Genomic DNA, 12,979 nt, shown 5'->3' on the forward strand with positions numbered 1-12,979 from the left:
CCCACACATTGCAACCGCAAATCCCAATCACCAAATAACCATCCCCAAAAAATCTCGCCCACAAATATCCCTCAAAATACATCTCTACATTCATTGACGAATATATCCTAATTAGGTATAATTTACTTTATGAGTTTAAAGCAAAAAAGCAGTAAATTATGCTAAATACAAAATAATATGAAGTGCATTTGTATTGCACTATCAGTTTTATACATAATGACGAAAGGCAGGTTACATATTTTGAGTAAAAAAATTATGTTAGGTAACGAGGCGATTGCCAGAGGAGCATATGAAGCAGGAGTTAAAGTTACTTCAGCTTATCCTGGCACACCAAGTACAGAAATTAGTGAAAATGTTGTTAAATACCCGGGGATTAAGGCTGAATGGGCACCAAATGAAAAAGTAGCTACTGAAGTTGCAATTGGTGCATCTATGGCAGGAGTTCGTTCAATGTGCATGATGAAGCATGTTGGTGTAAACGTTGCATCTGACCCATTGTACACAGTATCTTATATCGGTGTTAATGGAGGTATGGTTTTAGTTGCAGCAGATGATCCGGGAATGTACAGTTCACAGAACGAACAGGATTCGAGAATGGTTGCAAGAGCAGCAATGGTTCCTGTTGTAGAACCATCAGACAGTGAAGAAGCAAGAGTATTTACAAAGAGAGCGTATGAACTTTCAGAAAAATATGACACTCCTGTAATTCTTCGTTCAACAACAAGACTTTCACATTCACAGGGAATTGTTAATCTTGAAGAAAGACAGGAAATAGAAGATAAGCCATATGAAAGAAATGTAGCAAAGAATGTTATGATGCCGGGAAATGCAATTAAGCGTCATATTTTTGTAGAAGAACGTTTAAAGAGAATGGCAGAGGATGCATGTACATTAGACATTAATAAAGTTGAATACAACGATACAAAGATTGGTGTTATTACAAGTGGTATCGTATATCAGTATGTAAAAGAAGTATTACCTAATGCATCAGTTCTTAAGTTAGGATTGGTAAATCCACTTCCTATGAAACTTATCGAAGAATTTGCATCAAAGGTAGACACATTATATGTTATAGAAGAATTAGAGCCTGTAATAGAAGAACAGGTTAAGGCTCATGGAATCAAATGTATTGGAAAAGAAATTTTTACAGTACAGGGTGAATACAGTGCCAATATGCTTAGAAAAGCAATCTTAAAAGAAGATTTAGATTTAGATACACCTGCACAGGCACCGGCAAGACCACCAATTCTTTGTCCGGGATGTCCTCATAGAAGTACATTCTCAGTATTAAAGAAATTAAAAATTCATGCAGCAGGTGATATCGGATGCTACACATTAGGAGCTGTAAATCCTTTAAATGTAGTAGATACAACAGTTTGTATGGGTGCAAGTATTTCAACACTTCACGGTATTGAAAAAGCTAAAGGAAAAGATTTCATAAAGAACTGGGTTGCAGTAATTGGTGATTCAACATTTTTACATACAGGTGTTAATTCACTTATGAACATGGTTTACAATCAGGCAACAGGAACAGTTATGATTTTAGATAACTCAACAACAGGTATGACAGGTCATCAGGATCACTCAGCAACAGGAAAAATGTTAAATGGTGAACCAACATACGCTATTGATTTAGTAGATTTGTGTCATGCAATCGGTGTAAAGCACGTAGAAGTTGTAGATGCATTTGATATTAAGAAATTGGAAGAAGTAATTAAGACAGAAGTTGCAAGAGATGAAGTTTCTGTTATTATTTCTCAGTCACCATGTGCATTGCTTAAGTCATTTGTGCCAAAGGGAAAATGTTATACAATTCCTGAAAAATGTAAGAAGTGCGGAATGTGTCTCGTACCGGGATGTCCTGCAATTACAAAGAATGAAGACGGAACAGTTTCAATTGATGCAACAATGTGTAACGGTTGTGGATTATGTATGCAGAATTGTAAATTTGATGCAATTGGATTAAAAGAGAGAGGTGACAAATAATGGCAGATACAAAGAATATTATGATTGTTGGTGTAGGCGGACAGGGTACACTTCTCACAAGTAGAGTTTTAGGTGGAATCACAATTGAAAGCGGATATGATGTAAAACTTTCAGAAGTTCATGGGATGGCACAGCGTGGAGGAAGCGTTGTTACATTTGTAAGATATGGAGAAAAGGTAGCTGAACCAATTGTTGAAGAAGGTCAGGCAGATGTATTAATCGCATTTGAACGTCTTGAAGCATTAAGATATGCACATTTTCTTAAAAAAGACGGTGTAATTATCGTAAATGACCAGAGAATTGACCCTATGACAGTAGTTACAGGATTAGCAGAATATCCTGAAAACATTATTGAAAATCTTAGCAAAAAACATAAAGTAATCGCAGTAAATGCAATGGATGAAGCATTAAAACTTGGAAATTCAAGAGTATTTAATGTAATTATTTTAGGCGTTGCTGCAAAACATATGGATTTTGAAAAAGATAAATGGATTGAAGTTATAAAAGCAACAGTTCCACCAAAGACAGTAGACATTAATATTGCTGCATTTGAAAAAGGATACGAATTAGCATAATAAAAATAAACAATAAAGAAGGTGCAGTTGTGATAATTGATACACATACACACACTTTTCCGGATAGAATTGCCACCAGAGCATTAGCCGGAATGGAGAAGAGTATTGTTGATAATCATGGCTGGGATGTAAAAATAAAGGTGGCAGGAACAAGAGATGCACTTAGTGAATCTACAAAGAAAAATGGAGTAGATATTTCAGTGGTTGTTCCGGTTGCCACGAAACCAGAGCAGTCTGTGAGTATAAACGAATTTGCAGCACACACAAATGAAAAAACAAAAGAAACAGGCGTATTTTCATTAGGCGCAATACATCCTGACAATGAAGATTATAAAGATATATTAGATGACATTAAGAAAAAAGGATTAAAAGGAATTAAGGTTCATCCTGACTATCAAAAGGTTGAATTTGATGACCCAAGATATCTTAGAATTTTTAAATATGCAGATGAACTTGGTCTTGTAATTGTAACACACGCGGGAGAAGATATAGGTTTTCCGGAAAAGATTCACTGTACACCTGATATGGTGCTTAACGTACTAAACAAAGTTAATCCTAAAAAATTAGTCCTTGCTCATATGGGTGGATGGAATTTATGGGATGAGGTAGAAGAAAAATTAGTGGGAAAAAATGTCTATTTTGACACGGCTTTTTCTTTTGAAAAAGGTATTCCCCACTTAGAAAAAGAACAATTTTTAAGAATTGTTGAAAAACATGGTGCAGATAAAATTTTATTTGCAACAGACAGTCCGTGGTCTGATCAGGGATATACACTTGAAAGATTAAAAGAATTTGGAATGTCTGAAGAAGCATTGAACCTTATATTAGGGGAAAATGCAAAAAAACTATTTGAATTTTAATGAGGTAGAGAAATGCCAATCACAGAGATTTTAGAGAAGAACGCAAAAGAATACGGAAAAGATGTCTGTTTAGTAGAAATTAATCCGGACTTGCAGGAAAAGAAAAGAGTAACATGGAGAGATTACGAATTAATCGAATCCAATCCAATGTGTCAGTATAGAAGAGAAATTACATGGCACGTATTTAACGAAAAAGCAAACCGTTTCGCAAATCTGCTTATTAGCAGAGGAATTAAGAAAGGCGACAAAGTAGCAATTCTTTTAATGAACTGCTTAGAATGGCTTCCAATTTATTTTGGAATTTTAAAGGCAGGAGCTTTGGCTGTCCCATTAAATTTCAGATACGCAGCAGACGAAATAAAATACTGTGTTGAACTTGCAGAAGTAGATGTATTAGTATTTGGACCTGAATTTACAGGCCGTGTAGAAGAAATCGTTGATGAAATTGATGAAAAGAGAATTTTATTCTATGTAGGTGGTGACTGCCCAACATTTGCTGAAGATTATGATAAGTTAGCAGCAAATTGCCCAAGCTATTCACCTGACATTAAATTAACAGATGATGATTATGCGGCAATTTACTTTTCATCTGGAACAACAGGTTTCCCTAAAGCTATTTTACATAAACACAGAAGTTTAATGCATGCAGCAAAAGTTGAACAGAAACATCATGGACAGACTAAGGATGATGTATTCCTTTGCATTCCTCCACTTTACCATACAGGCGCAAAAATGCACTGGCTTGGAAGTTTTCTTGTGGGAGGCAAGGCAGTATTGCTTAAAGGTGTTACACCAAAGACTATTCTTGAAACAGTGTCAAATGAGCAGTGTACAATTGTGTGGCTTTTAGTACCATGGGCTCAGGATATTTTGCTTGCAATAGAAAAAGGCGATGTTAAGCTTGAAGATTATAAATTAGACCAGTGGAGACTTATGCATATTGGTGCACAGCCGGTTCCACAGAGCTTAATTAAAAAATGGAAAACAATTTTCCCTCATCATCAGTATGACACTAACTACGGTCTTAGTGAATCAATTGGACCTGGTGCTGTACATTTAGGAGTCGAAAATATTGACCATGTTGGTGCAATCGGTGTTCCGGGATATGGATGGGAAGTTAAGATTGTGGATGAAAATGGTGTAGAAGTTAAGCAGGGAGATGTCGGTGAATTAATCCTTAAAGGACCTGGTGTAATGGAATGCTATTACAACGACCCTAAGGCAACAGCAGAAACGCTTAAAGATGGTTGGTTATACACAGGAGATATGGCTGAGCAGGATAGTGAGGGATTTATATACCTTGTAGACAGAAAGAAAGACGTTATAATTTCCGGTGGTGAAAATATTTATCCGGTTCAGATAGAAAACTTCTTAAGCAAACATCCTGATATTAAGGATGTAGCTGTAATAGGTATTGCTGATACAAGATTAGGTGAAATATCAGCTGCAATTATTGAATTGAAACCAGGTGTAGCAACAACAGAAGAAGATATTAATAATTTCTGTAAGGAACTTCCACGTTACAAGAGACCTAGAAAAATTATTTTTGCGGATGTACCTAGAAATCCAACAGGTAAGATTGAAAAACCTAAGTTAAGACATATGTATAACAGCGAAAACTTAGTAGATGCCCAGAACAGAGCGTAAAAGGGTAAATAATTAAATAAATTAAGATAATGCGAAAAGGCATAGCCCATAGAATTAAATTCATGAGTTGTGCCTTTTTTTGGCTCTTAAAATTTATGAATAAACAGAACATATTATATCAAATCAAATATAACGGCAAACAATATATTGACACACAAAGTATTAGAGAGTAATATATGTATATATCAAAGGGACAATATAATTTATAGGAGGAGCGATATGAAAAAGTATTTGGCGGGAATTACAAGTGCAATTGCAACACTAGCATGTATTTTGGCAAACTATCTGGTGAGACTTGTTAATAAGGAAGTTTCAATGTCTTATAAGGCATGGGAAGGAATAGGAAAAGAGATTATTATTTACATAGTCTTAGGATTGATTATTGGATATAATATTTATGTATTAAGCAAAAATATTAAGAATAATACAATCACAATAATAGTTGCCGTAATTGTTAACATAGTAATTGCAGCTATTATGTTTTATTGGTGGGATCAGGTATGGACAATAGTTTTATTAGTGGGAAGTTATTTAACACTATTATTAACAAAGATAATTGAAAAAGAAGCATAAATAATAAAAGCGATAGAGTTCTGATATGAATCCACAACACAAGTTGAGATAATATCATTAATTCTATCGCTTTTATATTTAAAGGAAAGAGGAGGACACAGAGATGAGAAAAAGAAGATGCAAATGGGGAATTTGTTTCACTGCTTTATTAGTATGTGTAATGAGTGCAAGTGTTTTTGCGGCAACAGCTAGTAGAACAACTGTATATGCAGATTCAGAAGATAAATCGATTCAACTGGAGTACAGATGCTATGATACAGAAAAAGATAGAGGAATAATTATGGATTAAATATAGAAGAGGCAGTTGCGTCTGTGATTAAATCACTAAAGCAACTGCCTCTTCTTAGATAAGTATATTACTGCCGGATTATTCCGGTAATATTATTCAATTTTATTTAAACTGGTGATTCTGTATCTGTAATCTGCATCCTGGTACATAACCACTGAAATATAAGTAACTGCTCATATCAATAGTTTTACTATTGTATGAAACTGTATTGTCTCCATTTAAAACATCTTTAGCAGCTTTAATGCAGTCAGAATTTAAATTACCGCTGTCATATAATGATAATGATCTGCTAAGAGAACCATTTCTTGCAGGAGTAAACTGTCCACTCTGGTAAACAACTCCACTAACTGTGTTAGGGAAGAGAGTAGATCTTACTCTGTTCATAACTACAATTCCTACAGCTTTCTTACCGGCATAAACCTGATTGCCTGATTCACTGTAAATAATTGAAGAAAGCATTCTTAAATCACTGCTGTTGTAACGATTCTTAACTATTATATTAACTGTTCCGTAAGTTGAACCATTAACTTTACTTGTTATTGTAATTGTTGCCTTGCCGGCCTTTAAACCGGTAACAGTACCTTTCTTTGAAACCTTGGCAACCTTTTTGTTACTTGATTTAAAAGAATAGTAATCAACATTATTACCATTGCTTTTTAAAAGTTTCTTTATCTTGTATGTCTTATTTACCTTAACTGTCTTCGTAATACTTATCTGTGATTTGTTTGTTGAATTAATATCTGCGTTTACCATTGTAATGCTTGATGCAATAAGCATAAATGCTATCATTAGTAAACTATAAATCTTTAATTTCACAACTACCTCCAAATGTTACGCTTATATTTTACAAATGTTACAAATTTGTTACGTTTATTAATAATGCCTTAAAAAACAGTTTTTGTCAAGGGTTTTCTTAAAGGAATAATATGACAAACCGTAATAAATAATAAAAAATGAGAACAAAAACGAAAAAAATCGAATTAATTTGTTACGGTTTGTAACATTTGAAAATGGAATATATAGTGAATGAAAAGAGTGGTTCATACAAGTACTTGATGAAAATGCAATATATCATATTTTAAGTTGCAATGACTCATAAAATTTATTTATAATAAGAAAAATTTTTTGGATATTGTAACATTTATGCTAATTGACAAATATAAAATTATATGTTACTTTTTTCAGAAGAAAAGTATATAAATTAACTGCCACCGGGTAGTAGCGTATAACGCTGGAGTTCATATCGTTAGGTCTTTGAAGATATGAAGTTCCGGCGATTTTTTTGTAATAAATAACAGAAGAAAATAGTGGACGGCAGAATTTGTGTAATAAAAGAATAATGAAATGCTAAACAATATTTTTAAAATAGAAAGAGGGAATAATGAACAGAAACTTAAAAGAATTTATTAAATATACAGTTTTTAATGTTTTAGGAATGATAGGGTTGTCATGCTATATATTAGCAGATACTTTCTTTATATCATTTGGACTAGGTGCAAATGGACTTGCGGCTCTAAATTTGGCACTGCCGGTTTACAGCGTTATTAACGGAAGTGGGTTAATGCTTGGAATAGGTGGAGCTACTAAATATGCAATAATGAAAAATCAGGGAAATAAGAAGTATAATGAAAGTTTTATGAATACAGTGTTTATGGCAATCGTTATTGGAATAATATTTTTCTTAACAGGGATTATTTTTTCGGGAAATATAGCAACGCTGTTGGGGGCAAATAAACAGGTTTACCATATGACATCTATTTATTTAAAAGTTCTTCTCATGTTTGGTCCGGCATTTGTATTAAATAATGTAATGAATGCATTTGTTAGAAATGATGGAAATCCCAAACTTTCTATGATAGCAATGTTAGTAGGTAGTTTTGGCAATATTATTTTAGATTATTTATTGGTAATTAAATTTAGCATGGGAATGTTTGGAGCTGTCCTTGCAACCGGATTTTCGCCGATTATGGGACTTATGGTGTTATCGGGACATATTGTTTCAGAGAATAGCAACATTAAATTTAAAGTAGCAAAAATAAGAGCGTCATTTATTAAATCAATCATAATGCTTGGAATTCCTTCGTTTGTTGCAGAAATGTCATCAGGCATAGTGATTTTTGTGTTTAATATAATTATATTAGGCTTACAGGGAAATGTAGGGGTGGCAGCATATGGTGTTATTGCAAATTTAGCCCTTGTAGTGATTTCAATTTACACAGGTGTAGCACAGGGAAGCCAACCTTTGTTTAGTGCGGCATATGGGAAAAATGACAAGAAGATGCAGAAACAGTTATTTAAATATGCAATTACTGCTGTAACTTTGATTTCTATAGTAATATATGCAGTTATTTTGTTATTTGCAAATCCAATTACTTCTATATTTAATGGCGAAGGAAATATGCAGCTTCAGGCTATAGCAGTTAAAGGAATGTATTTATACTTTACTTCAATTTTATTTATTGGAATGAATATTGTGATGGCTACTTATTTTGCTGCAAGAGAAAAAGTAATTCCTTCATATATAATATCTTTTGGCAGAGGGTTTGTGGTTATAATTCCAATGGCGTTTATAATGAGTTTTCTATGGAAAATGACAGGTGTATGGCTGGCAATGACTGTAACTGAGGGAATAATTGCTGCTGTCGGAGTGGCACTAATAAAAAAAGCTTAGACCTTAAAGGCCTAAGCTTTTTTATATAAATTATTTAAACATATGATGTGCAATTCTAAATTTACTTCTGTAAATATATCTGCTAAAGAATAATGTCTTTGTCATGTTGATAGTTGAGTTCTTGTAAACAACTGTCTTATCACCATTTAATGCTTCCTTAGCTGCTGCAATACAGTCAGGATCCATTCTTCCGCTATCATATAATGCTAAAGATCTGTTAAGTGAACCGTTTCTTGCAGGAGTGAACTGTCGTCTCTGATAAAGAACACCTTTAATTGTGTTAGGGAAGAGACTTGATTTCATCCTGTTAGCAACTACAATACCAACAGCTTTCTTTCCGGCATATGGTTCTCCACATGCTTCACTGTAAATGATAGATGACATATATCTTAACTGACTTGCTGTGTAACTGCTCTTAACATCAAGATTAACAGTGGCATATACTGAATCATCTGTGTCAGAAGTAACAGTAACAGTTGTTGAACCTGTCTTAAGACCGGTAACAGTACCTGCCTTTGAAACCTTAACTACAGTTGAGTCATCAGCTGTAAAAGTCATATCTTTTACTGATTCAGAATCAAGATTTAATGATTTCTGTAATTTGATTTTCTTGTTAACTTTAACTGATTTATTAATATCTAATGTATTGTCTGTGTTATCTGTACTAGTTATATTGTTGTATGAATTTTCTGTTGATGTTTCTACTTCTGAAGCTGTTGATGTTTCAATTGCTACTGTATTAGTATCAGGTATTGAAATTGAATCATCAGCGTGTACTGTTACAAGTCCTACTGCTGCAAACATAAAAGTAAAAACTAAAGAACTGTAAATTTTACGTTTCAAAACTAACCTCCAATATTATATAATTAATTACGAATAATTATTACGAAAAGTCGTAAATTTATTACAAAAATATTACGCCTATTAATAATGCCTTAAAATTCAAAAAATGTCAAGAGTAGGACACAGTCTTTTAACATATTTAAGAATAGGATAAAGAAAGATAAATAAGTTGCAATGAATAGTTTGTTTTGTTAAAATTTAAAAAGGTTTTGCCGTATAAATGGGCATTCTGAGTAAAAATGGTTAAAAATTTTTTTTAACAAATATATAGAATAAATAAAAAGAAAGTAAAAAATAAAAAAATTTACTAAAATATATAAAAATTTCGTTTTTTTTGTGAAAATTATTGAAATTTGAAATAATTAGAATAATGAAAAGAGGCATTAATTTGAATATATTATCAGTTGAAAATATAACACATTCTTTTACGGAAAGAAAATTATTTGACAAAGCAAGCTTTTATCTTCATGAAGGAGACAAAGTAGGTGTTATTGGCATAAATGGAACAGGAAAATCTACATTATTAAAAATAATGGCAGGAATAGAAGAACCGGATGAAGGAAAAGTAATTAAGGCATCGAATTTAATGATTCACTATTTGCCACAGAATCCTAAGTTTAATGATGAGGATACGGTCATAGAAAGTGTACAGAATATGGTACATCATCATGCAAATGAAAATGAACTTATAGAAGCTAAAAGTATGATGACACGTTTAGGAATAACGGATTTTGAACAGAAAACAGGAGAATTGTCAGGAGGACAGAGAAAAAGACTGGCTTTGGTTTCGGTGTTGCTTACACCATGTGATATTTTAATTTTAGATGAACCTACAAACCATTTAGATAGCACAATGGCTGAGTGGCTTGAAAATCAGCTTAAGGCATTTAAAGGCGCTCTTGTAATGGTAACGCATGATAGATATTTTTTAGATAGTGTAACAAATAGAATAATCGAACTTGATAAAGGAAAGATTTACAGTTATCAGGAGAAATATTCAGGATATTTGCAACGTAAGGCAGAAAGAGAAGCGAGTGACAAAGCCAGCGAACGTAAACGCCAGAGTATTTTAAGAAAAGAAATTGAGTGGATGCAAAGAGGTGCAAGAGCAAGGTCTACGAAGCAGAAAGCTCATATTCAAAGATATGAAAATTTGAAAAATCAGCAGGGAATAGTAGAGGATGAAAAAATTGAACTTAGCAGTATAAAGTCCAGAATGGGAAGAACAACCATCGAAATTGAAAATATTTCTAAGGCTTACGGAGACAATGTGTTAATCAAAGATTTTACATACAATTTCCTGAAAGGTGACAGAGTCGGATTTGTAGGAAAGAATGGATGCGGAAAAACAACTTTGATGAAGATTATTGATGGCCGAATTAAGCCTGACAGTGGAAATATTAATATTGGACAGACAATTAAGATGGGTTATTATACTCAGGAAATTGAAAATGACAAAGATGCGGGAATTGCTTATATGGATTCTGAAGACAGAGTTATTGATTACATTAAAAATACTGCTGAATTTGTCAGAACTGAAGAAGGGCTTGTTTCGGCATCAGTTATGCTTGAAAGATTCTTGTTCCCATCATCACAACAGTACAGTAAGATTGGCAAATTATCAGGTGGTGAGAGAAGACGATTGAATCTTCTAAGGGTTCTAATGGAAGCACCAAATGTTCTTATTTTAGATGAACCTACAAATGATTTAGATATAGAGACGATGACAATATTGGAAGACTATTTAGATAGTTTTGATGGAATTGTAATTACTGTTTCTCATGACAGATATTTCCTCGACAGAGTTGTAAGAAGAATATTTTCTTTTGAAGGAAATGGTGTGATTCGTCAGTATGAAGGTGGTTACACAGATTACATTAATAAAAAGAAGGAAAATGAAACACCGGAAGAAAATATTTTTTCAAATTCAAAGTCAAAAAATTCTTCAGAAGATAAAAATGGTAAGTCAGACTATAAAAATAGAAATAAAAAATTGAAATTCTCTTACAATGAGCAGAGAGAATATGAAACCATAGAAGATGACATATCTAAATTAGAAGAAAAACTTGAAAAATTAGATGATGAAATGAACAAAAATGCTACTAATTCTGTAAAACTAAAAGAATTGATAGATTCTAAAGAAGAAACAGAAAATCTTTTAATGGAAAAGATGAACAGATGGGAATATTTAGAAGATTTGGCTAAAAAAATAGAAGAGCAGGGAAGGTAAATATTGTTTATAGAAATGATAACCATAAAATAAAGGCAAGGGAAAATTTTCCTTTGCCTTTTTTCTAATATAATAAAGTCTGTTAATGAACAGATTGTTCAGTTCTTAAAAATGTCTGATAGAATATTTTCATAATATTCCTTGTTTACTGATTATCAGATACTTTATCTAAACACTCTAAGAATTTCTCATGGTATTCAGTCATGTTGTTTTTTAATGAAACAGGTCTTCCATTTTTACTTAAAAAGCAATGGCTTGTAATGCCTCGAGTTGTTACTTTGCCGGATTTTTTATCAACTATTTCATAATTTAATTTCATACGAATGCCATTGTATTCGATAAGGCTAACCTTAATAAGCATTGTTTCGCCAAACTGAACCATACGCTTGTATTCACATTGAACACTAAGAACAGGTGACATAATACCATTCTCTTCTAATTCTTTATAAGGTATACCTAAGGAATCCATAAAAGCAATTCGGGCTTCTTCAAAATATCTTAAGTAATTTGAATGATGAACAACTCCCATCATATCAGTTTCATAATAATTTGCTTTTCGCTCATATGTAAATGTCATATTAAAAATCCCTTCTATCTTATTTAAATCATTGTATCTTTAATTTTTATTAACATTATTAGTATACATCATTTTACAAAAATGTGTTATCAAAAATATTGACAATAAAAATGCGATTTTGTATAGTGTATCTGGGTTTAGCTTTACTAAACTTTAAGGTTAGTATTTGAAAATAAAGGAAAAAATAATGGATATAGGATTTAAGATAAAAGAATTGAGAATGGAGAGGGGATTAACGCAGGAAGAACTGGCTGACAGGGCAGAACTTTCTAAGGGGTTTATTTCTCAGGTTGAAAACAATCTTACATCTCCATCAATTGCAACATTGACAGATATTTTGCAGTGCCTGGGAACGGATTTAAAAGATTTTTTTAATGATACGAAGGATGAGCAGATAGTTTTTTCAAAAGAGGATTATTTTGAAAAAAATGATAGTGAATTAAAGAATTCCATACAGTGGATAATCCCTAATGCCCAAAAGAATACGATGGAACCGATTCTTCTTACATTAGAACAGGGAGGTTCGACGTATCCGGACAATCCTCATGAGGGAGAAGAATTTGGATACGTATTAAAGGGAAGCGTGGAAATCCATATAGGTGGAAAGATTTATAAGGCAAAAAAAGGCGAGTCATTTTATTATGAAGCAAAATACAGCCATCATATAGAATCAAAAAAAGGTGCAACAATAATATGGGTAAGTTCACCACCGAGTTTCTAAAAATATC

Annotated in this window: 12 protein-coding genes; 9 read left to right on the plus strand and 3 right to left on the minus strand. The window is 32.8% G+C overall.

The annotated features are described in order from the left end of the window. Positions 1-216: 216 nt before the first annotated feature. The 6 genes from iorA to N5B56_RS02920 all read left to right on the plus strand — a co-directional run bounded on the left by iorA (position 217) and on the right by N5B56_RS02920 (position 5,930). Positions 217-1,986 carry an indolepyruvate ferredoxin oxidoreductase subunit alpha gene (iorA, locus tag N5B56_RS02895; RefSeq protein ID WP_346432185.1) on the plus strand — a complete coding sequence of 590 codons (1,770 nt, stop codon included), beginning with the start codon at positions 217-219 and terminating at the stop codon, positions 1,984-1,986. Beyond that, positions 1,986-2,561: an indolepyruvate oxidoreductase subunit beta gene (locus N5B56_RS02900; RefSeq protein ID WP_022089113.1), complete on the plus strand. Its 576-nt coding sequence runs from the start codon at positions 1,986-1,988 to the stop codon at positions 2,559-2,561. Before iorA ends, N5B56_RS02900 begins: the two co-directional genes overlap by 1 nt. Before the next feature lie 29 nt (positions 2,562-2,590). Beyond that, positions 2,591-3,421, plus strand: coding sequence for an amidohydrolase family protein (locus tag N5B56_RS02905; RefSeq protein WP_260978352.1), 831 nt, complete (start codon positions 2,591-2,593; stop codon positions 3,419-3,421). A 12-nt stretch (positions 3,422-3,433) separates the two neighbouring features. Continuing rightward, entirely contained in the window at positions 3,434-5,068 is a 1,635-nt protein-coding gene (locus tag N5B56_RS02910; RefSeq protein ID WP_022089115.1) for a class I adenylate-forming enzyme family protein, read from the plus strand. Positions 5,069-5,287: 219 nt separating this feature from the next. Beyond that, a complete protein-coding gene (locus N5B56_RS02915) occupies positions 5,288-5,641 on the plus strand; it encodes a hypothetical protein (protein WP_117908461.1) in 354 nt (117 codons plus the stop codon). A gap of 103 nt (positions 5,642-5,744) precedes the next feature. Continuing rightward, positions 5,745-5,930, plus strand: a complete 186-nt coding sequence (locus N5B56_RS02920) for a hypothetical protein (protein ID WP_022089118.1) — start codon at positions 5,745-5,747, stop codon at positions 5,928-5,930. A 102-nt stretch (positions 5,931-6,032) separates the two neighbouring features. On the opposite strand, the gene N5B56_RS02925 is transcribed toward N5B56_RS02920, so the two are convergent. Further along, positions 6,033-6,746, minus strand: a complete 714-nt coding sequence (locus tag N5B56_RS02925; protein WP_147365032.1) for a cell wall hydrolase — start codon at positions 6,744-6,746, stop codon at positions 6,033-6,035. A gap of 565 nt (positions 6,747-7,311) precedes the next feature. On the opposite strand from N5B56_RS02925, the gene N5B56_RS02930 reads away from it, so the two are divergent. After that, a complete protein-coding gene (locus N5B56_RS02930) occupies positions 7,312-8,601 on the plus strand; it encodes an MATE family efflux transporter (RefSeq protein WP_178515824.1) in 1,290 nt (429 codons plus the stop codon). Positions 8,602-8,631: 30 nt separating this feature from the next. Here the strand turns inward: N5B56_RS02930 and N5B56_RS02935 are convergent, their stop codons facing one another. Beyond that, positions 8,632-9,444: a cell wall hydrolase gene (locus tag N5B56_RS02935; protein WP_260978353.1), complete on the minus strand. Its 813-nt coding sequence runs from the start codon at positions 9,442-9,444 to the stop codon at positions 8,632-8,634. A 388-nt stretch (positions 9,445-9,832) separates the two neighbouring features. Between N5B56_RS02935 and N5B56_RS02940 the strand changes: the two genes are divergently transcribed. Then, positions 9,833-11,674, plus strand: a complete 1,842-nt coding sequence (locus N5B56_RS02940; protein WP_260978354.1) for an ABC-F family ATP-binding cassette domain-containing protein — start codon at positions 9,833-9,835, stop codon at positions 11,672-11,674. A 145-nt stretch (positions 11,675-11,819) separates the two neighbouring features. Here N5B56_RS02940 and N5B56_RS02945 read toward each other — a convergent pair whose 3' ends face one another. Continuing rightward, positions 11,820-12,251 (minus strand): acyl-CoA thioesterase, encoded by a 432-nt coding sequence (locus tag N5B56_RS02945; protein ID WP_022089123.1) that lies wholly within the window; start codon positions 12,249-12,251, stop codon positions 11,820-11,822. Positions 12,252-12,438: 187 nt separating this feature from the next. On the opposite strand from N5B56_RS02945, the gene N5B56_RS02950 reads away from it, so the two are divergent. Beyond that, positions 12,439-12,972: a helix-turn-helix domain-containing protein gene (locus tag N5B56_RS02950; RefSeq protein WP_118565000.1), complete on the plus strand. Its 534-nt coding sequence runs from the start codon at positions 12,439-12,441 to the stop codon at positions 12,970-12,972. Positions 12,973-12,979: the final 7 nt, after the last annotated feature.

Origin of the sequence: Eubacterium album (genome assembly GCF_025336545.1) — a bacterium.
Taxonomy (GTDB): domain Bacteria; phylum Bacillota; class Clostridia; order Lachnospirales; family Lachnospiraceae; genus Eubacterium_U; species Eubacterium_U album.